This is a genomic window from Woeseia sp. D3-10 (assembly GCF_055809415.1).
In genome coordinates this window covers 3600902-3625450 of record NZ_JBVVTW010000007.1, presented here as the reverse complement: position 1 = coordinate 3625450, position 24549 = coordinate 3600902, and the positions used below count along the sequence as shown (strand labels likewise).

Sequence of the window (24549 nt, the reverse complement as noted above, 5' to 3'; positions counted from 1 at the left end):
CAGCGCGCTCAAACGCCGCGCGGCTTAGGTCGCGCATGCAAGCAGCGGTGTGCCAATGGCCCAACTCGGTACTCGCGCTTCGTGCTTCGCATCAAGAAAGGAAATAAGGGGCACAACATTCGAAGCTGCGCTAGGAATAGCGAGCACATCGATGCCGAATTCCATCAGCTCAGATCGGTATCGATAGAAAGTCGACTTTGGATAAACGTTTCGCAAATCGTGGCCGCTTTCCCATAACCGAACGGCTCCAATCAGCCTGGGCGGCAGCTCGGCAATCTCTGTGGCGGTTAGGCGTAGTTTTTCTGGCATTTCAAGTCTCCCGATTCTTTCTCTCAAGATTTCCATTGCTGTCCCTGACTCCCAATTTTCTACTCTGTCCAGGTCTCGCCTCTTCAGTTCTTGCGAACGTAAACAAACCTCCACGCGCAACAGCCCTTCAGAGAACTCGAGCAATCGCTCTCTATGGGGAATTCGTTTATCCAATGGATGCTTTTTCAATTCGCGGGATTTGTTGTAGATCTTCAGAGAGATCCGCCGCGACCGTTGCCCGACGTATATTGTTTCGCCGCCGTAGGCCGACACTTGTTGATGCTTGCCGCGAACGAGCGGTGCTGCGGCTCGAATCCAGTTGTCTACATCTAACGTGCTCGGAAGCCGAAAGCATTCCGCAATGTCGATGCGCGTGATGCTGTAGTGGCCAGATCGCCAGCGCAGCCGATCTCCGAAAGTCGGAGTTAGGCCGAGTTGCCTGGTAATTTCGTTTAGGAAAGCATAGACCAGCTTTCTCGGACTATTGGAGCCGAAAAGATTGTGACCCTGCAGGAATTTTGACGGGTTGCCGGAGATCCAGATCTGATTATCCGAGTGGGTCTTGATCTGAACCTTTGAAGAATACGAGCCTTCTACGGAGAGTCGTTTGCTCGTTTCCCACTCGACGCAACCATCGGTATCCACCGAGTAGACACGACCACCATCGAGCGCGTCAATGTGCGTGCAAGGGACAACAGCTGTAATCCAGTCAATCATCTGGATGTGTCGCTATTGTGTCTTTCTGAGGCCCGGTTTAGACCTCTTAGGGCTGGTCGCTCACAGGTGGTGAGCACCCTAACACTTTGAAATAAAACAGACTCTAGCGGTCCTGAGCGGTCCTCGCTAAGTCGTTGAATGGCGGAGAGGGGGGGATTCGAACCCCCGGTGCGGTATTACCGCACACTCGCTTTCCAGGCGAGCACCTTAAACCACTCAGCCACCTCTCCGAATTTTCTACTTGCTGATAGTCAGCACACTCGCTTTGACTCGCGGCTCCTGCCGCTCGCCATCAGCATGACCGCCCGCGGCGGCCGGTATTCTAACTGGCTGAGCGCTGTTGTCTATTTATTGGAGGAATCGGTACTCAGGGTCGGCGGCGCGTCCAGGCAGGTTCCGGGTGGGGGTGGCGCTTGTGGGGACGCCTTGGGCACGGTCATTTCGCGGTCCGCTGCCAGAGTGTCGAGCCCTTCCGGCGCCTCAATCCGTTTGCCGGCAACGGCGTCCTGATACAGACGACGCTCGTCGCATTCGACCGTTTTCGTACCGCCGCAGGCACTAAGCAGCACCGTGGCGGCCAGAGATGCCAGTATCAGAGCCTGCTGTCTCATGCCGTAGCTCCCAGTGTAATTCCTGCTGTGTTCATCGCATTGATCATCTGTTCGTGATACCGCTCGCTGAATGGGGTCAATGGTAAGCGAATATGCGGCTCAATGAGACCCATTTCTGCGAGTGCCCATTTCACCGGAATGGGATTCGACTCGACAAACAGTGCTGTGTTCAATGCCTGCAGCGTCGCATCGATCGCCCTCGCCGCCTCGACCTCGCCACTGCTCGCCAACCGGCATAACGATGCCAGCTCGGCCGGCGCCAGATTTCCGCTCACTGTGACCACACCGTGGCCGCCTGCTTCGATGAATTCGCAGACCGTGAAATCGTCACCACTGAAGAGTCGGAAACTGTCCGGTACCAAAGCCTTGATGTCCTTCAGGCGCTGCACGCTGCCCGTGGCTTCCTTGATACCGAAAATCTTTGGGTGCGCGGCAAGACGTGCGACGGTCTCGGGCAGGATATCGGTCACGGTTCGGCCCGGCACGTTGTACAACATGATCGGCTTGTCCACCTGCTCTGCGATCGTCACAAAGTGCTGATAAATACCCTCTTGCACCGGCTTGTTGTAGTACGGCGCTACCATCAGGTAAGCGTCGATACCGCAATTCGCGACTTCGAGCGACAAGTCGATCGTCTGTGAGGTCGAATTGGAACCTGTACCCGCGATAACCGGCATACGCCCGGCCACCATATCGACTACGTTCTTGATCAACTCGGCGTGCTCGCCTTTCAACAACGTGGCCGACTCGCCGGTCGTACCGGCGACAACCAGGCCGTTACTCCCGGCAGCGACATGAAATTCAACCAGGCGTTCTACAGCGCCATAGTCGACACGGTTACGCGAATCAAACGGAGTGACCAGCGCCACCAAACTGCCTTCGAACACAATATCTCCTCGCCACGACAAAGGCGGCGATGTTACTGTTCACCCCCGGTGCTGGCAAGCAAGCATCGACCAGCCGCACCGGCACCCGAGCAATTTCAAGAAAAAATCGAGTAAAATGTCACAACTTATTGTTTTATCGGCGATTGGTACTGATCGCGCGGGTGTCGTCAATGACCTCACCAAAGTGATCCTGGATTGTGGCGGCAATATTGAAGAAAGCCGCATGGCCGCTCTGGGCACAGAGTTCGCGATGCTGCTGCTGGTGTCCGGAAACTGGCATACGCTGAGCAAGCTCGAATCCAGTCTCGACAAACTCAGCAAGGATCGTGACCTCACGATCAACATCAAGAAAACCGGCGTCCGCAAGCGTGCTGAAGAAAGCATGCCGTACGCCGTTGATGTCGTCGCCCTGGACCAGCCTGGCATCGTGTTTCAGTTGTCGCACTTTTTTGCCAGTCGAAATATCGAAATCGCCGACCTTGCCACCCGCAGCTACCCGGCCGCGCACACTGGTTCGCCGATGTTCGCCGTGCAAATGAGCGTCAACGTTCCGGGCTCGGTGCATTTGTCGCAGCTGCGCGATGAGTTCATGGAAATTTGCGACCAGCTTAACCTCGACGGCCTGATAGAGCCGGTTAAAGCCTGATCAGCCGCGTCCCCAAATGCAGATAGGAGATAACTGTGCCTGCACCACGCCTCAATAGGGTTGTTGCCGACTTCAAGTGTCCGGCGACGGGTGATCAAACCATCCAGCTCAAAGCTCTGCGCGGAAAAAAAGTCGTACTGTACTTCTACCCGAAAGACGCCACCCCCGGCTGCACGACCGAGGGGCAGGACTTTCGTGATCTCCACGCAAAATTCAAACGCCAGAATTGCATCATTCTGGGCGTCTCTCGCGACAGTCTTGCCTCACACGAGAAGTTCAAAGCCAAACAAGAGTTCCCGTTCGAACTCCTGTCGGACGAGGACGAGTCCGTCTGCAAGGCGTTTGATGTGATTCAAGAGAAAAACCTGTACGGCCGCAAGTACATGGGCATCGAACGCAGCACCTTTCTTATCGACGAAGACGGCAAATTGCGTGCGGAATGGCGCAAGGTCAAAGTCAAAGAACACGCCGCCGAAGTACTAGCGGCCGTCAAGAATTGTTAACCCTGTTTTCCTTTATTTATCAATTGATTGTCGTAATACCGCCCACGCGGCAACAGCAATCTTCGCTTGGCAGCGCACAGGAGGCGGGTATTATCGGGAACGCGGCAGGCATCACGGAGTCCGAAGAGCTGATGCCAATTTCATTACCCGGGTGATCCACGAGTGAGAAAAACACTGACCAGCCACGTTCGCCTGCTCATTGCATTGCTGGCCCTCGGCGGCTCTACGTTGCTGTCGGCGGCAGAGATCAACCTGCCGAACATCGGCAGCCCCGCTGACGCAATCCTCTCCAAATCGAACGAAGCACGAATCGGCTCAGCGATCATGGCCCAGCTGCGTGCAAGCGGCCAGGTCATCGACGACCCGATAATGACCGAGTACATCAATGAAATAGGTCATCGTATTGCGTCGCAGGCAAACGACGGTGAACAGAAATTCACCTTTTTTGTCGTGGACGATCCCAACATCAATGCCTTCGCATTACCCGGCGGCTACATCGGCGTGCATACCGGGCTCCTGCAAGCGACACGCAGTGAAGACGAACTCGCAGGCGTACTCGCCCACGAAGTCGCGCACGTTACGCAACGACACATCGCTCGCGCCATTCACGCGAATCAGCGGCAAAGCATTCTCAGCACAGCCATCATGCTCGGCGCAGTATTGGCCGGCGCGGCGGGCGGCAGTGGCGACGCCATTCAGGGTGCCATAGCGGTAGCCCAGGGTACGGCCGTACAGCAACAAATCGATTTCACCCGCAGCAACGAGTACGAAGCGGATCGGGTTGGCATGGAGGCACTGGCGAAAGCGGGCTTCAATCCGGAAGGCATGGCATCGTTTTTTGAAGTGATCTCGCGGGATACACGCCCAGTCGAATACCGCTTACCCGAATTCCTGCGCACGCACCCGGTCAGCAGTGCACGTATCGCCGAAGCCCGTAGTCGTGCCAGAGACTATCCGCCGGTGGCCAGCAGCAGCGGACGCGGCTATGGCATCGCGCGGGCACGCACTGAAGTGGACAGCTTCGAACGTGCCGACCAAGCCGTCAGTCGCTTTGAACTGCAGGAATACAGCAAGCAATCCGCGGCTGACAAGTACGGACGTGCGCTCGCTTACATGCGCGCCGGACGTTTCCGGGAAGCCGAGCCCATCTTCGAGGAACTCGTCAATCGCGATCAGGACGTCATCCCCTACCACATCGGTCTGGGCCAGGCCCAACTCGCACTGGAGGACATTGATGGCGCCTCCGCCACCTTCGAGCGAGCGCTGAGCCTGTTTCCGCGCAACGTGCCATTGGTAGTGCATTACGCCGAAGCGTTACTGCGACTCGGCCAGCCTGCCAAGGCGCACCAGTTGTTGCTGGATCTGCTCAACAATGTACCGCCAACGCCAGAACAGGTGCGGTTGATTGCCCGCGCCGCCGACGAAGCGGGCGACAGCGCCGAAGCACACTACTACATGGCCGAGTACCGCTTTATGATTGGCGATCTGGTGGGCGGTGTTGGCTTTTTGCGGCAAGCACTGGCATTGCCCGAGCTGCAGGAAATTCAACGCATTCGTTTCGAGGCACGCATTGATCGCATTCAGGAATACATGTCCGAAGAACAATTGCAGCAATTACGACGAAGTCGGGTGCCCAGTGCAGCCAGCCGCCCGGCGGCATAGACACGCCAAATACTCCGCTGCTCGAACCCGTCCCATCATAGGAACCTAAACCCGATGCCTCATCGATACACTGCGGTACTGCTGCTTATCGCTAACCTCATGCTGAGCGCGTGCGCAAGCAACGGCCCTGCCGCCGCAGACAATGGCCGTGCCGCGAGTGATCCGTGGGAAACGATGAACCGCAAAACGGACTCGTTCAACACGGCGGTCGATAAGGTCACGCTAAAGCCGCTGGCGAAAGGCTATCGCAAAGTCGTGCCGAATATTGCACGACGCGGTATCAGTAACTTCTTCGCGAACCTGGGCACACCGTCTGTCGCGCTCAACAATTTCCTGCAAGGCAAAGGTCGCGACGGCTTCATCGATATCGGGCGTTTTCTGATGAACAGTACGGTGGGTATCGGCGGGCTCATCGACGTTGGTACGGAATTCGGCCTGACCGAACACAATGAGGACTTCGGCCAAACGCTGGCTGTTTGGGGCGTGGGCGACGGCCCTTACGTCGTCATTCCGTTCTTCGGACCCAGCACCTTGCGGGACGCCTTCGCAACACCGGTCGATATTCTCAGCGGCCCGCTGTACTACTACGAGAATTCCTCGGTGCGCGACAAGTTGCGCGTGCTGCAGGCAATTGATTTGCGGGCCCGTCTGTTGACCGCTGAACGATTCCTGGAGGATTCAAACGACCGTTACATCACCTTGCGGGAGTCGTACTTACAGAATCGCAACTACAAAATCCATGACGGCGATCCGCCGATGGATGACGATTTTTACGACGACATGTATGACGATATGCTCGACGAAGAACCGTAGTTCAATCTTCTTCGTCGTTGGGCGCCTCGATAAAGCCCGACCACCGTTCACCGCGCTTCAGCAAGCCATCAACTTCGGTTGTACGCGCAATAGCCGTGATTTTATCGGGAGTATTGAGAAACCGAATCTCGCGCACAGTGTGGTTCGCCCAGGTGATCCACTCAAGCAACAACGCCAGGCCTGCTGAATCCGTTTTATCAACGCCCTGCAAATCAACCTCGATGCGTGTGTGGTCATCGAACATGGATTCACTGGCGCGCAGAATCTGGTCTGCTGAGCGAAAGCCCATCTCGCCGGAGAGCGCAAAGCGACCCTCGCCAAGGTCCTCCAACTTGAAATCACTCATGACGCGTCGTTTGCTGCCGCCTCAGCTTCAAGGCGTTTAATGACCGCATCAAGGCCTTTCTCATTGATCTCCGAGTTCATCTCAGCGCGAAAATTTCTCACGTACGAAATGCCCTCGATAGTCACATCAAACATTAACCAGCTGCCGTCCCGGTTCACCAGTGCGTAGTTGACCGGAACGCGCGTGCCATCATCCAGGGTGACAAACGTACGCACGGTCGTGCGCTTGTCATCGTCACTGCCCCGATACGGCAGTATTTCAACTTTCGATTGATCGAACTCGAGGACACCGTCCGCATAACGGTGCAGTAGCGCCCGGTAGAACGCATCGACGAATCGCTTGCGCTGGTCGGCGCTGGCCGTACGCCATGCGCGACCCAAAACCAACTGCGCCGCATAGTCGCGGTCGAAGCGCGGCAGCAAAATTTCGTCAATCATCTCGTACAACGCCGGCCGGTTCGCCCGCAACTCGTCCTTGCGGCCTTCGATGCGCTTCGCCAACGTGTCCGCCGCCTCTTCAATGAGGTCAGTTGGCGACTGTGCATGCGCATTAACTGCAAAAAGCGCCAGCAGCATCGCTACCATGTAATGTCTTATTTTCATGTTGTAGGCCCTACTCATTGCCGCCCGCACTGAACAAGTACTTGCTGATCAGGTTCTCCAGAACCACGGCGGATTGCGTGAATTGAATTTCGCTACCGTTTTCAAGAAACATGTCCGAACCGCCCGGCTGCAACCCTATGTACTGGCTACCCAGGAGGCCGGCTGTAAGAATGCTGGCATCCGAATCTTCCGGGATCATGCTGTAACGCTGATCAATCACGAATGTCACTTCGGCATTCAGTTGTTCGGGGTCAAATCGTACGCCAGTAACCCGACCAATCGTGACGCCGGACATCGCGACCGGCGCACGGCTCTTCAGGCTACCGACGTTTTCAAAGCGCGCCGTCACCTCATAGGTTTCTTCGCCGGAAAACGCGTCGGTACCCGTAGTCTGGGTCGTGAGAAAAAACAGCGCAGCCATGCCCAGCAAAACAAACAGGCCGGTGCCAAGCTCAACGGAACGTGTCTGTTGCATCGTTATTCCTTACATCGCAATTGCGGTAATCATGAAATCTAGAATCAATACGGTAATTGCCGTAATGACAACTGTCCGTGTGGTCGCGCGACCAACCCCTTCGGCGGTCGGAATGGCATTATAGCCTTCCCAAACCGCGAACAGGCTGGCGGCAATGCCAAACACGAAACTCTTGATGATGCCCTCGTAGACATCACCAAGGCTCACGGAGTTCTGTATTTGTTGCCAGAATGCGCCTGCATCGACGCCCAGCAAATTCACACCAACTACGTGTGCGCCAAACAAGCCCACCACGGTGAACACGGCCGTCAGCAGCGGCATTGAGATCACGCCGCCCAGAAAGCGTGGGACCAAAACACGCCGTACCGGATTGATCGCCATCATTTCCATGGCAGAGAGCTGATCGGTCGCTCGCATCAGGCCGATCTCTGATGCCAGCGATGTACCCGCACGGCCGGCAAACAACAAGGCGGTAATGACCGGGCCCAACTCCTTCAACAAGGAGAACGCCGCAAAGGTACCCACAGAATCTTCAGCATTGAAGCGCGCCAGATTCGAGTAGCCCTGCAAGCCGAGTACGCCGCCGACAAACAATCCGCAGACCATGATAATGACCAGCGACAAAGCGCCGGTATTGTAGACCTGCTGAACGACCAGCCTGAAGCGACGCACAAAGACTGTTGGCGAATTGCGTAGCAATTGCAGAAAGAACAACTGCAACGCGCCAAACGTGCGCAGGAACTCTATAAAGGTGTAATAGATATCTCGGAACATGGTCTATACCGCCTGGCCGATGAGCGTCACTCGTTGTCCCGCCCAAGCAGTTGCTCGGCGTAGTTTGGCGCCGAATAGTGGAAGGCGACAGGGCCGTCGGCCATTCCGTGCATGAATTGCCTAACCAGTTCCGAGGATGTCTGGTTCAGCTCCGCAGGACTGCCGGATGCCGCGACCTGGCCATCAGAAATCAGGTAGCTGATATCCGCGACCGTCGACACTTCCTGCACATCATGACTGACAATGATGCTGGAAATACCCAGCGCGTCGTTCATTTTGCGCACCAAGCGGACGATGACGCCCATCGATATCGGGTCAAGACCCACAAACGGTTCGTCATAAATCAGTATCTCCGGGTCCATTACCATGGCGCGCGCCAACGCAACGCGACGTGCCATGCCACCCGACATTTCCGAGGGCAACATATCCGCTGCACCGCGCAAGCCAACCGCGTGCAACTTGGTCAGAACAATGTGCCTGATCAAACGGTTGGTCAGCCGCGTATGCTCGCGTAAAGGAAAAGCAACGTTCTCAAACACTGACAGATCGGTCAGCAACGCGCCATTCTGAAACAGCATGCCGAACCGCTTACGCAACTGGAACAGTTCCTTCTCTTTCAGATGGGAAATATCCACGCCATCCACCAGCACGCAGCCACGGTCCGGAACCAGTTGCCGCGTTATCAGACGCAGCAACGTGGTTTTACCGGTACCGCTGGGCCCCATGACAGCAGTCACTTTGCCACGGGCGATCGTGATATTCAGGTTCTTGAATATCTGCTTTTGCCCGCGCGAATAGTCGAGATCGCGAATCTCGATCAAGGCGTCAGAGTTCGTGTTCATATCAATTGCGGATTCCGCCTGCCAGCAGCCTTAGGCCGCCGATTCCATGGCACTGTCGTACTTTCCAAGGTGCGCGATGCTGTTCAGCTTCGCGCGCTTGCTCAGTGCGTTCTGACCAGCTTTGTAATTCTCTTCTTTGCCGCGCCACGCATCCAGTGCCGGCGCCTGCAACGCACGTCCGTATGAGAACGACAGTTCCCACGGCAGATCACCCGCCGCGTTCATCAGGCTGAGGTGTTCAGTCGCTTCTTCTGCAGTCTGCCCACCTGACAGGAACGCAATCCCGGGCACGCTGGCAGGAACATGGACCTTCAGACAACGCAATGTTGCATCCGCGACTTCCTGGGCACTGGCACGATTACTCGCCGCCATACCGGAAATAACCATGTTCGGTTTCAGAATAATGCCTTCGAGCGCGACCCTGTGAGCCGCCAGCTCCGCGAAAAGTGCCTGCAGCGCTGCCGACGTTACCTCTTCGCAACGGCCTATGCTGTGGCCACCGTCCATGAGCACTTCAGGTTCGACGATCGGCACAATGTTCGCTTCCTGGCACAGCGCCGCGTAGCGAGCCAGCGCGTGCGCATTGGCCTGCAAACAAAACTCGCTCGGAATACCGTCGCCGATGGTGATTACCGCGCGCCATTTGGCGAAACGCGCGCCCAGCTTGTAATACTCGTCGAGCCGGGCACGCAGGCCATCGAGACCTTCGGTAATCGTTTCGCCAGGGAAACCCGCCAGCGGCTTGGCACCCATGTCGACCTTAATACCCGGAATCATGCCCAGATCGGCCATGTACTTCGCGAACGGCACCCCGTCGCTGGTAGCCTGGCGCAACGTCTCGTCGTACATGATCACGCCGCCGATGTATTTCTCGACGCCCGGCGTCGTAATCAGCATTTCGCGATAGCGGCGCCGGCTTTCTTCCGTGGATTCGGTATCAATCGTGTCGAAACGCTTCTTGATCGTGGGCGAGCTTTCGTCGGCCGCGAGAATACCTTTGCCATCGGCAACCATCGCCTTCGCCACGCCGTTCAATTGCTTGAGATCCATGCCACCGCCTCCAAATTACAATTAGATGATGATTGTGTGTTCAGGGGAAGCGGCCTGCGGCCCCTTCGCGACGGCGTAGCATAGCAAATATCGGTGGCAGGCAATGCCTGTAAGGATTGGTGTCCGGACTGGCCACTACCAGCAAATAGGACTAAAATGGTCCGCTTTCAGCTTTGGAGCGATTCCGTGCTGCGAATCAGCAAACTGACCGACTACGGCACCGTTGTCCTCGGCCACCTTGCCCACAGCGAGACGGCCCAGCTCAGCTCGGCCGACATCGCCGCAGCTACCGGACTCGGTCTGGCAACAGTAAGTAAGATATTGAAATCATTACACAAAGCAGAGCTCGTAATATCCAGCCGTGGCGCCCAGGGTGGCTACCGACTGGCTCGCAAGCCGGACCTGATCAGCGCTGCCCATGTTATTGACGCCCTGGAGGGTCCGGTGTCCATAACCGAGTGCAGTGGCCATGAAAGCCATTGCGAGCTGGAGGCGGTCTGCAGTGTTGGAGGTGCCTGGCAGCGCGTAAACGTCGCAATCCGCCGCGCTCTCGACGATATCAGCCTCGCTGATCTGATTCGCGCCAATGCTCCGCTACCCCAATTTAAATTTGCCGGCATGCCCGTCAATGTCGAACGGAAAGAGAAATAATGTCTACTGAATCGCAGGACATCGAGTCCTTCGTCAACCGTCGCTATCAACACGGCTTTATCACCGACATCGATACCGACAGCCTGCCACCCGGACTGAACGAAGATGTCGTACGGGCAATATCCGCACGCAAGGACGAGCCCGAGTTCATGCTGGAATGGCGGCTCAAAGCCTATCGGCACTGGCTAACCATGAAAGAGCCAGAATGGGCTCACGTGCATTACCCGAAGATCGACTATCAGGCCATCTCTTACTTTTCCGCGCCAAAGTCTGAAGCGGACAAGCCACAGAGCCTCGACGAAGTCGACCCGAAGTTACTCGAGACCTACGACAAGCTGGGCATACCGTTGCATGAACGCGCGCGTCTGGCCGGCGTCGCCGTCGATGCGGTATTCGACAGCGTATCCGTTGCTACAACGTTTAAGTCGAAACTGGCGGAAGCCGGCGTAATCTTCTGTTCCTTCTCAGAAGCGGCACGCAATCACCCGGAACTGGTCAGGAAGTATCTCGGCACGGTTGTGCCCTATCGCGACAATTTTTTTGCCACGCTGAACTCTGCCGTTTTTAGCGACGGCTCGTTCGTTTACATTCCGCAGGGCGTCCGCTGCCCAATGGAGCTGTCGACCTATTTCCGCATCAATGCAGCGAACACCGGCCAGTTTGAGCGGACGCTGATAATTGCCGAAGAAGGCAGTCATGTGAGCTACCTCGAAGGCTGCACCGCGCCCATGCGCGATGAAAACCAGCTGCACGCGGCAGTGGTAGAACTGGTTGCCCTGAAAGACGCGGAGATCAAGTACTCAACCGTACAAAACTGGTATCCCGGCGACGAGGACGGCAAAGGCGGAATTTATAACTTCGTAACCAAACGAGGTGATTGCCGTGGTGACAACTCCAAGATTTCCTGGACACAGGTTGAAACCGGCTCCGCGATTACGTGGAAGTACCCAAGCTGCATTTTGCGCGGTGACAATTCCGTCGGTGAGTTTTATTCAGTCGCGGTTGCCAACAACATGCAGCAGGCCGATACCGGCACGAAGATGATTCACATTGGTCGCAACAGCCGCAGCACGATTGTCTCCAAGGGAATTTCGGCTGGCCGCGCGCAGAACGCGTACCGCGGTCTGGTCAAGATCATGCCGCAGGCAGAGAACGCCAGAAACCATACGCAATGTGATTCCCTGCTGATCGGTAAAGAATGCGGCGCCCATACCTTCCCTTACATGGAAGTCCGCAATCCGAGCGCGAAAATTGAGCACGAGGCAACGACGTCGAAGATCTCGGAGAATCAATTGTTCTATTGCCGACAGCGCGGCATATCGGAAGAAGACGCGGTCAACATGATCGTCAATGGCTTCTGCAAAGAAGTGTTCAAAGAATTGCCCATGGAATTTGCTGTCGAGGCACAGGCGTTGCTAAACGTCAGCCTTGAAGGCGCCGTTGGTTAGTCAGGAAGAAACGAAATGTTAGAGATCAAAAACCTAAAAGCCAGCATCGGCGATACAGAAATTCTTCGCGGCCTGAACCTGAGTGTGAAAGCCGGTGAAGTGCACGCCATCATGGGTCCTAACGGTTCCGGCAAGAGCACGCTTGCGCAGGTTGTTGCCGGCCATAAGGACTACCAGGTTACCGGCGGCAGTGTCACCTTCAATGGCAAAGACCTGCTGGAACTGGATCCGGAAATACGGGCCCGTGAAGGCGTCTTTCTTGGCTTTCAGTACCCGGTGGAGATACCCGGTGTCAACAATGCCTACTTGCTAAAAGCCGCCGTTAATGCCCGTCGCAAGCACAATGGCGAAGACGAGATCGATGCGTTCGAGTTCATGCAAATGGCGAAAGCGAAAATGAAACTGCTGGACATGGATCCCAGCTTTCTGAAACGCGGTGTCAACGAAGGCTTCTCCGGCGGCGAGAAAAAGCGCAATGAGATTTTGCAAATGGCAATGCTGGAGCCGCAGCTCGCCATACTGGATGAAACCGATTCCGGACTCGATATCGACGCACTGAAAGCAGTTGCCGGTGGCGTCAATGCACTGCGCAGCCCCGAACGCGCGATCGTGCTGGTCACTCACTACCAGCGCCTGTTGGATTACATAGAGCCTGATTTCGTGCACGTGCTGTCGCAAGGTCAAATCGTGCGCTCTGGCGACAAATCCTTGGCGCTGAAACTCGAAGACCAAGGTTACGACTGGGTGCGGGAGGCCGCTGGCGCATGAACGACGCCCAGCTAAGCCAGTCCTTGCTGGAGAGCGCGCAACAGGCGCTGCCGGATGATGCCCTGCGTGCAGTGCGTGAGAACGCGCTACCCAGATTTGTGCGCCAGGGAATTCCGACGTCACGAGACGAAGACTGGCGTTACACCAATCTGAACAACGCGGCCAAACTCAGTACACAATGGCTCGAGTCAATCGCAGCGGATGCCGCGACCAGCACGGCTAAGACCCCTGCATTGCCCACCATCGACGCGCACGCGTTGCTGTTCAGCAACGGGCAAGTTGATGACGAAATGTTCGCAACTGTAAAAGCCACCACCACTGATGTTCTGCAGTTGCGCCGATTGCGCGACGCTGCCGATCAGATCTTCGCTGACGGGCCGATGGATACGCTCAATGCGGCCTTGTTACACGACGGTCTGCACATCTCCGTTGCCAAAGGGAAAACGCTTGACAAGCCACTAGCCATCTTCATTGCCGACGGCGGCAGCGCCGCGAGCCAGACTCGTATCGTTGTTCATGTCGCTGAGAACGCACACATCGATATTATCGAATATCACACCAACGGCACTCCCGGCGAACACTTCGCGAATACAGTGACCCAACTGGAGCTGGCGACGGGTGCGCGTGCGAACTTTGTTCGCGTGCAGAATCGCGGCGCCTCACAATCACAAGTCGGCAAACTGAACGCACGAGTTCAGCGGGATGCGACTTTGGATTACGCCTCCATTGATCTGGGTGGCAGTATGATTCGCCAGGACGTCGTCGCAGATATCGTTGGCGCTGGCGCCCTGGTCAATATGTATGGCCTCTATCTCGCGACTGACAAACAGTTCATCGACAATCACACGCGTGTCGACCATCGGGTAGGCCCGGCCGACAGCCGCGAAGAATTCCGTGGCATTCTGAACGGCCGCGCACGTTGCGTATTCAACGGTAAAGCCGTTGTTCACAAAGGCGCTGATGGCACCGACGCGCAACAAGCCAATCACAACCTGCTCTTGTCTGACAAAGCCGAAGTGGATACCAAGCCCGAGCTCGAGATCTACGCTGAAGACGTCAAGTGCAGTCATGGTGCGACGGTCGGCCAATTGGACAAGACAGCGTTGTTCTATATGCAATCGCGAGGGCTTGATCGCGATCAGGCGGCCCACCTGTTGACGCGCGCGTTTGCAGCACAGATTCTGGCAAAGCTACCGATCAAATCGCTGCACGAACATCTTGAAATTCTGGTCGATGCACGACTGGATGTTTTGCTGGAGGATACAAGCCAGTGAGTGTGAGCAGCCCTGTGAGCAATACCGCTATCAGTTCACGCCCAATGAGCGATTACCGGGCGGACTTCCCCGCGTTGTCGCAAACAATCAACGGCCACCCGCTCGTGTACCTCGACAGTGCGGCGTCGTCGCAGCAGCCTGACGTCAGCATAGACGCGATGGCTGAGTACCAGCGCTACAACCACGCGAACGTACACCGCGGCGTCCACACACTGAGCCATCGCGCTACCGACATTTATGAAGGTGCCCGTGACGCGGTCACAGCCTTTATCAATGCGCGCAGTCGCAGCGAAATCGTTTATACCAGTGGCACTACAGAAGCCATCAACCTGGTCGCGCAGAGTTACGCGCGGCCGACTTTGCAAGCAGGTGACCGGATAGTAATAAGTCACCTCGAACATCACTCCAACATTGTTCCGTGGCAGATGATTTGCGAGCAGACCGGTGCCGAACTGGTCGTCGCCCCGATCAACGAACGCGGCGAAGTGATCCTCGACAGACTGTACGCACTGCTTGATGAGCGCGTGAAACTGCTGGCAATCAGCTACGTATCGAATGCTCTGGGTACTGTAAACCCGGTGCAAGAAATTATTGTGGAAGCACATCGCCGCGAGATACCGGTACTGGTCGATGGCGCTCAGGCAGCACCGCATGTTGCGCTCGACATGCAGGCGCTGGACGCCGACTTTTTTGCGTTTTCCGGGCACAAGATGTTCGCCCCGACAGGCATTGGCATTCTGTATGCGAAAGAGCGCCTGTTGGAAAAAATGCCGCCGTGGAAAGGCGGCGGGGACATGATCCTCGAAGTGAGTTTCGATGGCACAAGCTATAACGAACTGCCCTACAAATTTGAGGCTGGTACACCCAACATTGCAGCCGCCGCCGGACTCGGCGCGAGTATCGCGTACTTACAGGCTATCGGCATGCAGCGCATTGCCGACTACGAAGCCAGCCTGCTTGAATACATGACGACTACCCTGCAGAACATCGAGGGCATTCGACTGATAGGAACAGCAGCGAGCAAGGCCAGTGTTCAATCGTTCTTGCTGGACGACATACATCCGCACGATCTTGGCACTATCCTGGATCATCAGGGCGTTGCCATCCGTACGGGTCATCATTGCGCAATGCCCGTGATGCAACTTTTTGAAATTCCGGGAACTGCACGAGCGTCACTCGGTTTTTACAACAACCAGGATGACATCGACCGGCTCGCGGAGGGATTGCAGAAAGCGCGGGAGATGTTTGCAGGGTGACCAGCGACAACAGCGAACTGCGCGACCTTTACCGTGAGCTGATACTGGATCATGCACGGAACCCGCGGCATTTTGGTGAACTACCGAACGCCACTCACCAGGCGGACGGGGTTAACCCGCTGTGTGGCGACAAGCTGCACCTGTACATGGAAATACTTGATGACGGCGTAATCGGCAAGGCGTCGTTTAACGGCACAGGCTGCGCTATTTCGATGGCTTCGGCCTCCCTGCTAACAGACACCGTCGTCGGGCTCGACAAAGGTACAGCACTTGCATACTTTGCCGCGCTCACCAGTCGCTTGAGTGGCAATAGCAAGCAAGCGACAGACGCAACAATAGATCTTGGCAAACTGCGTGCACTTGAAGGCGTGCGTGATTACCCCTCTCGGGTAAAATGCGCCACGCTGGCATGGCACGCATTACACTCCGCGCTTAACAGCGAATCGCAGACCGTAACAACAGAGTAGCTGCAGAATGTTTGGACATACCAATGAGCCGTTCACGCTCGAACGAGACGTCAAAGCCATCATTATTCCGGCCGGCGAAACGATAATCCTGCGCGAGACTACGACGGGCTTTATCGCCCAGGCATTGGGTGGCAGCTTCACGGTCTACGTCGAAGGAAATTTGTTTCGAATTGCCGGCATAGATGCCGATGCTCTGGGCAAAGAACCGGTCGAACCGCCGGCGGTACCGGCCGATGCGACTGATAAAGACATTGAAGATGTCATTTGGCAGCAACTGCGAACCTGTTACGACCCGGAGATCCCGGTGGACATCGTCAATCTTGGCCTGGTCTATCGCTGTGACGTCAGCAAGCGTCCCGACGGCCAACGCTCAGTGTCTGTCGACATGACCCTGACGGCCCCTGGTTGCGGCATGGGCGAAGTGCTCGTGCAGGATGCCGAGGACAAGATCGCTATAATCCCGACGGTTGCAGATGTGCACGTCGAACTGGTTTTCGATCCACCGTGGAATCAGAGCATGATGTCTGACGAAGCTCGTTTGCAAACCGGCTTGATGTAAGGAAAAGTCAGTTGCCATGAAGACGCTTACGATATTGCGCCACGCAAAATCCAGTTGGGAATCAAGCAGCGTTGCCGACAGCGACCGACCGCTGGACCCACGCGGTGAACGCGATGCGCCGATGATGGCTAAGCGGATTCTGGAAGCGGGAATCCGCCCTTCCCTGATTATCAGCAGCCCCGCCGTGCGCGCATGGAGCACGGCCAAAGTCGTAGCGCGCGAATTGAAATACCCACTGGAGTTCTTGCAACGGGAGCACGACCTCTACCTGGCATCGAAAAACCGCCTGCTCGAAGTGATTGCGAAACAGGATGAGGGCTTCAACAACTTGATGCTGGTCGGCCACAACCCAGGGCTGACTGACCTTGCCAACTACCTGATTCCCGGTCTCACGGGCAACCTGCCGACCTGTGCGGTCGTATCGGTAAGCATTGATACCGATCACTGGGATTTGCGTGCCGACTGCAGCAAAGAGTTACTGATATACGACTACCCGAAGAAAGCCGGCCGCTAAGCGACGCTGCCGCATCGGTCAGCAATCAACACTCGGGAACGTTGACCGCCAGACCGCCGCGCGACGTTTCCTTGTAAATGGTCGACATATCGATCCCCGTCTGGCGCATCGTCGCAATCACCTGATCGAGCGACACTTTGTGGGTACCGTCGCCATGTTTCGCCAGACGTGCCGCATTAATGGCTTTAAGCGCGCCCATGGCGTTGCGTTCGATGCACGGAATCTGCACCAGACCCCCCACCGGATCACAGGTCAGGCCGAGGTTGTGTTCCATGCCAATCTCGGCGGCGTTCTCGATTTGCTGATTGCTGCCACTCAACGCCGCAACAAGGCCGCCGGCCGCCATCGAACAGGCGACACCGACCTCGCCCTGACAACCCATCTCGGCGCCTGAAATTGACGCATTGATCTTGTACAGGATGCCGATCGCGCCAGCGGTCAATAAAAAGCGTTCGATGCCAGCCTGCGTCGCGCTGGGCACCAACTCGCTGTAGTAATGCAGGACCGCGGGAATAATTCCGGCGGCACCGTTGGTCGGTGAGGTAACGACACGCCCCCCAGCCGCATTTTCCTCATTAACGGCGATCGCCCACGCATTAATCCAGTCCATCGTGTCGAGCCCGCCACCGTCGCTGCGTTCCTGCAACGTACGGTGCAACTTGGGAGCGCGCCTCAGCACCGACATCTTGCCCGGCAACACCCCTTCAGTAACGAGGCCGCGTTGCACGCAGCTGCGCATTGCTTGCCATATCGCTCCTAACCGTTCCTTGATTTCCTGTTCGGAACGCCAGTGTCGTTCGTTTCGCAGCATTAACTCCGGAATACTGATTCCGGTGTCGGCAGCGAGCCCGAGCAATGTTGCGGCATCCGCGAAGGGATACGGCGGTTCGCCTTCCTGTGGCGTGGATTCCGGCTCTTCGCCACGTACGACAAACCCGCCGCCTACCGAGTACCAGTCTTCACTTAGCCGTTGCGTGCCGGCTTGATCGAAGGCGCTAAAGCGCATGCCATTGGTATGGCGCGGCAATTCGTCTTCGAAATCGAAGACAAGATCGTTCTCAGGATCAAAATCAATCTCGCCGACACCAGGTACATTCAGACGATGTTCGGCGTAAATGCGTCGCAAGGTCGGCTCCATGCTATCCGGGTCGATAGTGGCTGGATGAGCGCCGCTCAAACCCAGCAATACGGCAGAGTCGGTGCCGTGCCCGCGCCCGGTGTACGCAAGCGAGCCGTACAGACGCACGTTGATGCTCGTCAGGTCGAACGATGCGGCCGCCAGCGAATTAGCGAACTCGAACGCGGCCTTCATAGGGCCTACCGTGTGCGAACTGGAAGGTCCTACACCGATCTTGAATATGTCGAAGACACTGATTTCAGCCATGAGGCGCGCCTTTGGATTCGTTCAGGACTCAGAGAGTGATAACAGGCCAGCATTGCCGCCAACCGCCGCAACGTTATTGCTAACAGCATACTCCGTACCGAAGCGCGGCAAGTAGTTCGGCCCGCCGGCCTTCGGTCCTGTGCCGGACAGGCCACGCCCACCGAACGGCTGTGAACCGACTATCGCGCCGATCATATTGCGATTGATGTAAATATTGCCTGCACCGGATTGCTTTACGAACGCTCTTGCGCGAGCCCCAATCCGGCTGTGCAGTCCCATTGTCAAACCGAAACCCGTGGCATTAACGGCAGTGATTGTTTCGGCAAGTTTACGGCGCCGGTAACGATAGACATGCAGGACGGGCCCGAATACTTCTTTCTTAAGCAACTCGATGCTGCCTATCTCGATGGCAACCGGCGCGAAGTAGGTGCCCGAACTGGCGGTTGCCGGCAAACGGCATTGCCGTATTACCGTCGCCTCATGGCTGATGTCGTCAAGATGCGCCTGCAAGCCTGCACGCGCCGCATCATCGATGGTCGGCCCAACGTCAGTCGCCAGATCGCCCGGGTCACCTATCACCAGTTCCTGCATCGCGCCTTGCAAGAGCGAAATGACCCTTGGCGCTATGTCTTCCTGCACACACAATATCCGCAATGCCGAACACCGTTGGCCGGCGGCGTTAAACGCGGACGCCACGCAATCATCGACAACCTGCTCAGGTAACGCAGAGCTGTCTACAAACATCGCGTTCTGGCCACCGGTCTCGGCAATCAGCACCGCGATCGGTCCATCACGTTGAGCGAGCGTGCGGTTAATCAACCGCGCCGTTTCCGTAGAACCGGTAAATGCCACACCAGCGACCCGCGGATCGGCAACAGCGTGCCCGCCTACTGCCGCGCCGTCTCCCGGTAAGAAATGCAGGATGTCGTCCGGTACACCGGCCTCCTGCAACAACTGCACTGCCTTGAATGCGATCAACGGCGTCTGTTCAGCGGGCTTGGCCAGTACGGCATTGCCAGCAGCCAACGCCGCTGAGACCTGCCCAGTGAAGATTGCCAATGGGAAATTCCATGGACTGATGCAAACGAACACACCGCGCCCGCGCATCCCGAGTTCATTGCTTTCGCCGGTCGGTCCCGGCAACACTTGCGTTGTCGCGAAATGTAGCCGGGCTTGCTGTGCGTAGTAACGGAGAAAATCGACGGCTTCGCGCAATTCTGAAATTGAATCAGGGATAGTCTTGCCGGCCTCACGTACGCACAAGGCGATCAGCTGTGCCGTATCGCGTTCATAAAGGTCAGCGGCACGCTCAAGGATCAGCGCACGTTGCTCCACATCCATTGCATCCCATGCTGGCTGTGCAGCAACCGCAAGGTCGAGCGCCTTCTCGACCGCCGCCGGCGTAGACTGCTTGCAGTGGCCGACAACCTGAGCGTTATTCGCCGGGTTAACGGAAACCCCGGACTCGCCATCCAATAACTTGCCGCCGACGATAGGCGCCGCGGCAATCGACATCGAATCCACAGCTTGCATCGCCTTCAACAATGCTGCGGTAGCGTCACGATCCGCGAGATTGTGCCCAGCCGAGTTGCGACGTCGCTCGCCAAACAGGCCGCCGGGTGACGGAATCCTTGAATGCGGCTGAAACTCTGTCGTTTGCGCCAATGCAACCGGGTCCGCAACAATATCTTCGACGGCGACGCTCTCGTCTATGATCCGGTTGACGAACGATGTATTTGCACCGTTCTCCAAAAGACGGCGTACCAAATAAGGCAACAGGTCTTCGTGGCTGCCGACAGGCGCGTATACCCGGCACGGTTTGTTGTACTTGTCAGGATCCGTAATTTCGTCATACAGCTCCTCGCCCATACCGTGCAAACGTTGAAATTCAAAATCGTTACCCGCACCGGCGAAATGCATGATGCTCGCAAGCGTGTGCGCATTGTGTGTCGCGAACTGTGAGTAGAGCTGCTCCCCTGTTGCCAGCATTTGCCGGGCACAGGCAAGGTAAGACACGTCCGTGTGCGCCTTGCGGGTGAAAACCGGGTAGCTGCCAAGTCCCAGCTCCTGCGCTCGCTTGATCTCAGTGTCCCAATAGGCGCCTTTCACCAGCCGTACCGGAATACGTCGGCCGTACTCACTGGACAGGCTTGCAACAAACTGCACTACATCGGTCGCACGTCGCTGGTATGCCTGTACGGCAAGACCGAGTCCCTGATAGTCACTCAGTCGCTTATCGCGATACACCGCTGCGAAAACATCCAGCGACAGCTCGAGGCGATCCGCTTCCTCGGCGTCCACGGTCAGGGCTATGCCAGCTTGACGCGCTTTCATCGCCAACTCGGTGAGCACAGGTACCAACTCGTTCATTACCCGCTTGTATTGGGTGTACTCGTAGCGAGGGTGCAGTGCCGACAGTTTCACCGAAATACTCGGTGCGCTGAATATGTTGTCGTCAGAAGTGCTCTCGCCAATTGTCGCGATAGCCCGGCTGTACGATTCGAAATAGCGCTCGGCATCAATCGCTGTTAACGCCGCTTCGCCGAGCATATCGAACGAATAACGATAGCGGGCATTGTCTTTCTTCAATGAACGTTTGATCGCCTCGGATATGTTGCGACCCATGACGAACTGATGCCCCATGATGCGCATCGCCTGACGCATCGCCGCCCGAACAACCGGTTCACCGGCGCTACTAGCCAGTTTGCCGAGGTAATGGGCCGGGTTGCGCTTCGCCGCGTCTTCGACCTTCAGTATCTTGCCGGTAAGCATCAGCCCCCAGGTCGATGCATTAACAAACAAAGAGTCACTGGCGCCAATGTGATCCTGCCAGCGCGCCGCAGTAATCTTGTCGGCGATCAATCGGTCAGCCGTGTCGGCATCCGGAATTCTCAGCAACGCTTCCGCGATACACATGAGCAACACACCTTCTTCCGACGACAAGTCGTACTGCTGCAGAAAAGCATCGATACCGCCGTCATTGGCCGAGTGCCGGCGCACGGCTTCAACCAGTGTTTTTGCTGTTGCCTGAACCTGTGCGCGACCCGCCTCACCAGCGTCGGCTTTTGCTGCCAATCGACTGACCAGCACAGCCTCGTCTGCAAGGTACAACTTACTGACCTTACCCAGAGGGTGCGTACTGGCCGAACCTTGTTCAGTAAACTTCATAGCGTGATCGTCCGTGGCAGCCGAGTGTCCTTGCCAACCTGGTGAAGGATTCCCAGAGCGACACGCCGCAGTGTAGCCGCTCGATAATACGCATAAAAGAGAGTTGGGATTCTGTCGCTTACTCGCCTCTGTTACGTTGCCGTAGCAAACGCCTTGTGTGCTTGTCCGGCCGGCCTTCGGTCGTTGGCATCTGGCGCCGGTCGCTGCTGATTTGGCGTCGCAATGCATCACGTTGCGCCACCACTTCTGCATCTTCGCTGTAACAGCCCGTCATTTCGCTCGCCGGACCACGACGCGCGGGGATAGCGACTACCTGAATCTTCCACGGCAGTTGATTCTTGACGAGCTCAACATTGTCTCCAACCGCTGCTTCTTGGCCCGGACGCGCACGAACGCCGTTGATCCGCACATGCCCGCCCGCTACCGCCTGCCCTGCGAGCGTGCGGGTTTTGTAGAAGCGTGTGAACCAGAGCCAACGATCAATTCGTAGCCCGGCCGGCGGATTCGTCTGCATTAGCGGCTCTGTACCATAGGGTCACCCTGATATACTTTGCTGCCTTTGACCAAAGAGAGCAATCCCGTGTCAACAACCTTACTAGACCAGCTGGCGACCCAAACCGAAGCCCTCAAGGACGAAGGACTGTTCAAGCAGGAACGCCACATTACCGGGCCGCAACAGGCGGACATCAAGGTCGCACAGAACGGCTCAGAAACCGAAGTCATCAACCTTTGCGCAAACAACTACCTTGGCCTCGCTAATCACCCGACGATCATTCAGGCCGCCCACACAGCTCTTGATGAGTTCGGCTACGGCATGGCATCAGTTCGTTTTATCTGCGGCACGCAAACGATACACAAGGAACTCGAACGCCGTATCAGCGAATACCTTGGCACCGAAGACACCATTTTGTACCCATCGTGTTTCGATGCCAACGGCGGCCTCTTTGAGACCTTGCTGGACGACAAAGACGCCATCATCAGCGACGCGCTGAATCATGCCAGTATTATCGACGGTATTCGGCTCAGTAAAGCCGGCCGCTTTCGTTACCAGAACAATGACATGAACGACCTTGAGTCACAGTTGAAGAATGCGGCGAGCAGTCGCCACCGGCTGATCGTTACTGACGGTGTGTTCTCCATGGACGGAACGATTGCCGACCTAAAAAGTATTTGTGAGCTCGCCGATAAGTACAACGCCGTCACCATGATCGACGATTGCCATGCCACCGGCTTTCTGGGTGCTACGGGTCGCGGCACTCATGAGCACTGCGATGTTTTGGGCCGCGTCGATATCATTACCGGCACGCTCGGCAAGGCACTGGGCGGCGCGTCTGGCGGCTACACATCCGGACGCAAGGAAATAATCGGCTGGCTGCGACAACGTTCGCGCCCCTACCTGTTCTCGAATTCCGTTGCACCGGCCATTGCTGCAACCTCCATTGCAGTACTCGACCTCCTCGAAAACGATGACAGCCTGCGCCGCCGCTTGCACGACAACGCCCGCTACTTCCGAACTGAAATGTCTGCGCTAGGCTTTGATCTTAAACCCGGCGCGCACCCAATCGTTCCGGTCATGCTCGGTGATGCAAAACTGGCAACGGCGATGGCCGACAAGTTGCTGGATCACGGCGTCTACGTGATCGGATTCGCATTTCCTGTCGTGCCACGTGGCCAGGCCAGAATCCGCACGCAAATGTCGGCGGGTCTCGACCGCTCTCACCTGGAAAAAGCCGTAGCTGCTTTTGCAACAGTAGGCCGCGAACTCGGCGTCATTCAATAGGACAAAATGATGAAAGCACTGGTCAAGGCCAAAGCTGAACGCGGCATCTGGATGGAGGACATTCGGGAGCCGGAGATCGGCCACAATGACGTCTTGATTCGCGTACGTCGCACCGCGATCTGCGGCACTGATATTCACATTTTTCAGTGGGACGACTGGGCTCGCAAGACTATCCCGGTACCGATCGCCGTGGGCCACGAATTTTGTGGTGAGGTAGTCGATTTCGGCAGTGAAGTCGTGGGCTTTGAAACTGGCGATCGGGTTTCCGCGGAAGGCCACATTACCTGCGGTGTCTGTCGCAATTGTCGCGCCGGTCGTCGTCATCTGTGCATGAACACCAGCGGCGTGGGTGTGAATAGAGCGGGTGCATTTGCCGAATACATTTCCGTACCGGCATTTAATGTCTTCAAGTTGTCAGATGCCATTACCGACGACATGGCTGCGGTGCTGGATCCGTTAGGCAATGCAACCCACACCGCGCTGTCTTTTGACCTGGTTGGCGAAGACGTGCTGATCACAGGCGCGGGCCCAATCGGCATTATGGCCGTCGCCATAGCTCGTTACGCCGGGGCGCGCCACGTCGTCATTACTGACATCAACGATTATCGACTTGAGCTGGCAAGCAAACTTGGCGCGACCCGAGCGCTGAATGTCACCCGCGATTCACTGGACGACGCAATGCGCGAACTCGGGATGACCGAGGGCTTTGACATCGGTATGGAGATGTCCGGCAATCCGCTCGCGTTCACCGATCTGCTGCGCACCATGCACCATGGAGGCAAGGTCGCTCTGTTGGGCATTCCCCCGGATAAAACAGCGATAGACTGGAATCAGGTCATCTTCAAAGGCCTGGTCCTGAAAGGCATCTACGGCCGCGAAATGTTCGAGACCTGGTACAAGATGTCCAGCATGTTGCAAAGCGGCCTGACCATTGACCCGATCATCACCCATCGCTACGCGGCCGATGACTTTCAGGAAGCGTTCGAGCTGATGGAATCAGGTCAGTCAGGAAAGATCATTCTCGACTGGACCAGCTGACCACT

Annotated in this window: 26 protein-coding genes and 1 tRNA gene; 14 read left to right on the top strand and 13 right to left on the bottom strand. The window is 56.6% G+C overall.

Annotated elements, in window-relative coordinates; genetic code table 11:
* Positions 1-24: 24 nt before the first annotated feature.
* The 4 genes from AC0L8N_RS16565 to dapA all read right to left on the bottom strand — a co-directional run bounded on the left by AC0L8N_RS16565 (position 25) and on the right by dapA (position 2524).
* A complete protein-coding gene (locus tag AC0L8N_RS16565; protein ID WP_473669173.1) occupies positions 25-1026 on the bottom strand; it encodes a phage/plasmid replication protein, II/X family in 1002 nt (333 codons plus the stop codon).
* A gap of 139 nt (positions 1027-1165) precedes the next feature.
* Positions 1166-1256: transfer RNA gene (locus tag AC0L8N_RS16560), tRNA-Ser, on the bottom strand.
* A gap of 114 nt (positions 1257-1370) precedes the next feature.
* Positions 1371-1637, bottom strand: a complete 267-nt coding sequence (locus AC0L8N_RS16555; protein WP_473669171.1) for a hypothetical protein — start codon at positions 1635-1637, stop codon at positions 1371-1373.
* A complete protein-coding gene (gene dapA, locus AC0L8N_RS16550; RefSeq protein WP_473669169.1) occupies positions 1634-2524 on the bottom strand; it encodes a 4-hydroxy-tetrahydrodipicolinate synthase in 891 nt (296 codons plus the stop codon). Before dapA ends, AC0L8N_RS16555 begins: the two co-directional genes overlap by 4 nt.
* A gap of 115 nt (positions 2525-2639) precedes the next feature.
* Between dapA and AC0L8N_RS16545 the strand changes: the two genes are divergently transcribed.
* From AC0L8N_RS16545 to AC0L8N_RS16530, 4 genes are all read left to right on the top strand, one after another.
* Complete coding sequence (locus AC0L8N_RS16545) at positions 2640-3170, top strand: glycine cleavage system transcriptional repressor (protein WP_473669167.1); 531 nt, start codon at positions 2640-2642, stop codon at positions 3168-3170.
* A gap of 35 nt (positions 3171-3205) precedes the next feature.
* On the top strand, positions 3206-3673 hold the full coding sequence (locus AC0L8N_RS16540; protein ID WP_473669165.1) for a peroxiredoxin: 468 nt from the start codon (positions 3206-3208) through the stop codon (positions 3671-3673).
* Between the two features lie 162 nt (positions 3674-3835).
* Positions 3836-5335 (top strand): beta-barrel assembly-enhancing protease, encoded by a 1500-nt coding sequence (locus tag AC0L8N_RS16535; RefSeq protein ID WP_473669163.1) that lies wholly within the window; start codon positions 3836-3838, stop codon positions 5333-5335.
* A gap of 54 nt (positions 5336-5389) precedes the next feature.
* A complete protein-coding gene (locus tag AC0L8N_RS16530) occupies positions 5390-6148 on the top strand; it encodes an MlaA family lipoprotein (protein ID WP_473669161.1) in 759 nt (252 codons plus the stop codon).
* Position 6149: 1 nt separating this feature from the next.
* Here AC0L8N_RS16530 and AC0L8N_RS16525 read toward each other — a convergent pair whose 3' ends face one another.
* The 6 genes from AC0L8N_RS16525 to AC0L8N_RS16500 are packed head-to-tail and all read right to left on the bottom strand — an operon-like array spanning position 6150 to position 10237.
* On the bottom strand, positions 6150-6494 hold the full coding sequence (locus AC0L8N_RS16525; protein WP_473669159.1) for an STAS domain-containing protein: 345 nt from the start codon (positions 6492-6494) through the stop codon (positions 6150-6152).
* On the bottom strand, positions 6491-7096 hold the full coding sequence (locus tag AC0L8N_RS16520) for an MlaC/ttg2D family ABC transporter substrate-binding protein (RefSeq protein WP_473669157.1): 606 nt from the start codon (positions 7094-7096) through the stop codon (positions 6491-6493). The genes AC0L8N_RS16525 and AC0L8N_RS16520 overlap by 4 nt, the downstream gene beginning before the upstream one ends.
* Positions 7097-7106: 10 nt before the next feature.
* Positions 7107-7571: an outer membrane lipid asymmetry maintenance protein MlaD gene (gene mlaD / locus AC0L8N_RS16515; protein ID WP_473669155.1), complete on the bottom strand. Its 465-nt coding sequence runs from the start codon at positions 7569-7571 to the stop codon at positions 7107-7109.
* 9 nt (positions 7572-7580) lie between these two features.
* Positions 7581-8345, bottom strand: coding sequence for a lipid asymmetry maintenance ABC transporter permease subunit MlaE (gene mlaE / locus AC0L8N_RS16510; RefSeq protein ID WP_473669153.1), 765 nt, complete (start codon positions 8343-8345; stop codon positions 7581-7583).
* A gap of 26 nt (positions 8346-8371) precedes the next feature.
* Positions 8372-9187, bottom strand: coding sequence for an ABC transporter ATP-binding protein (locus AC0L8N_RS16505; protein ID WP_473669151.1), 816 nt, complete (start codon positions 9185-9187; stop codon positions 8372-8374).
* 30 nt (positions 9188-9217) lie between these two features.
* Positions 9218-10237, bottom strand: coding sequence for a class I fructose-bisphosphate aldolase (locus AC0L8N_RS16500; RefSeq protein WP_473669149.1), 1020 nt, complete (start codon positions 10235-10237; stop codon positions 9218-9220).
* A 186-nt stretch (positions 10238-10423) separates the two neighbouring features.
* Here AC0L8N_RS16500 and AC0L8N_RS16495 point away from each other — a divergent pair, with 186 nt between their 5' ends.
* From AC0L8N_RS16495 to AC0L8N_RS16460, 8 genes are read left to right on the top strand one after another with little or no spacing between them, the layout of a single operon-like run.
* The gene (locus AC0L8N_RS16495; RefSeq protein WP_473669147.1) at positions 10424-10888 is read left to right on the top strand and encodes an SUF system Fe-S cluster assembly regulator; all 465 of its coding nucleotides are present in this window, start codon (positions 10424-10426) and stop codon (positions 10886-10888) included.
* On the top strand, positions 10888-12336 hold the full coding sequence (gene sufB / locus AC0L8N_RS16490; RefSeq protein WP_473669145.1) for a Fe-S cluster assembly protein SufB: 1449 nt from the start codon (positions 10888-10890) through the stop codon (positions 12334-12336). The genes AC0L8N_RS16495 and sufB overlap by 1 nt, the downstream gene beginning before the upstream one ends.
* Before the next feature lie 15 nt (positions 12337-12351).
* The gene (gene sufC, locus AC0L8N_RS16485) at positions 12352-13104 is read left to right on the top strand and encodes a Fe-S cluster assembly ATPase SufC (RefSeq protein WP_473669143.1); all 753 of its coding nucleotides are present in this window, start codon (positions 12352-12354) and stop codon (positions 13102-13104) included.
* Positions 13101-14378 (top strand): Fe-S cluster assembly protein SufD, encoded by a 1278-nt coding sequence (sufD, locus tag AC0L8N_RS16480; protein WP_473669141.1) that lies wholly within the window; start codon positions 13101-13103, stop codon positions 14376-14378. Before sufC ends, sufD begins: the two co-directional genes overlap by 4 nt.
* 29 nt (positions 14379-14407) lie before the next feature.
* Positions 14408-15634, top strand: coding sequence for an aminotransferase class V-fold PLP-dependent enzyme (locus AC0L8N_RS16475; protein ID WP_473670205.1), 1227 nt, complete (start codon positions 14408-14410; stop codon positions 15632-15634).
* Positions 15631-16101, top strand: coding sequence for a Fe-S cluster assembly sulfur transfer protein SufU (sufU, locus tag AC0L8N_RS16470; protein WP_473669139.1), 471 nt, complete (start codon positions 15631-15633; stop codon positions 16099-16101). The genes AC0L8N_RS16475 and sufU overlap by 4 nt, the downstream gene beginning before the upstream one ends.
* Positions 16102-16108: 7 nt before the next feature.
* Positions 16109-16660, top strand: coding sequence for a putative Fe-S cluster assembly protein SufT (gene sufT / locus AC0L8N_RS16465; RefSeq protein ID WP_473669137.1), 552 nt, complete (start codon positions 16109-16111; stop codon positions 16658-16660).
* 16 nt (positions 16661-16676) lie between these two features.
* On the top strand, positions 16677-17174 hold the full coding sequence (locus tag AC0L8N_RS16460) for a SixA phosphatase family protein (protein WP_473669135.1): 498 nt from the start codon (positions 16677-16679) through the stop codon (positions 17172-17174).
* Positions 17175-17199: 25 nt separating this feature from the next.
* Here AC0L8N_RS16460 and AC0L8N_RS16455 read toward each other — a convergent pair whose 3' ends face one another.
* The 3 genes from AC0L8N_RS16455 to AC0L8N_RS16445 all read right to left on the bottom strand — a co-directional run bounded on the left by AC0L8N_RS16455 (position 17200) and on the right by AC0L8N_RS16445 (position 22240).
* Complete coding sequence (locus tag AC0L8N_RS16455; RefSeq protein WP_473669133.1) at positions 17200-18558, bottom strand: L-serine ammonia-lyase; 1359 nt, start codon at positions 18556-18558, stop codon at positions 17200-17202.
* 21 nt (positions 18559-18579) lie between these two features.
* On the bottom strand, positions 18580-21726 hold the full coding sequence (gene putA, locus AC0L8N_RS16450) for a bifunctional proline dehydrogenase/L-glutamate gamma-semialdehyde dehydrogenase PutA (RefSeq protein WP_473669131.1): 3147 nt from the start codon (positions 21724-21726) through the stop codon (positions 18580-18582).
* A gap of 118 nt (positions 21727-21844) precedes the next feature.
* The gene (locus AC0L8N_RS16445) at positions 21845-22240 is read right to left on the bottom strand and encodes an RNA-binding S4 domain-containing protein (RefSeq protein ID WP_473669129.1); all 396 of its coding nucleotides are present in this window, start codon (positions 22238-22240) and stop codon (positions 21845-21847) included.
* Between the two features lie 66 nt (positions 22241-22306).
* Here AC0L8N_RS16445 and AC0L8N_RS16440 point away from each other — a divergent pair, with 66 nt between their 5' ends.
* Together AC0L8N_RS16440 and tdh are read left to right on the top strand one after the other, a co-directional pair.
* Complete coding sequence (locus AC0L8N_RS16440) at positions 22307-23506, top strand: glycine C-acetyltransferase (RefSeq protein WP_473669127.1); 1200 nt, start codon at positions 22307-22309, stop codon at positions 23504-23506.
* A gap of 9 nt (positions 23507-23515) precedes the next feature.
* Positions 23516-24544, top strand: coding sequence for an L-threonine 3-dehydrogenase (gene tdh / locus AC0L8N_RS16435; RefSeq protein ID WP_473670203.1), 1029 nt, complete (start codon positions 23516-23518; stop codon positions 24542-24544).
* Positions 24545-24549 lie beyond the last annotated feature (5 nt).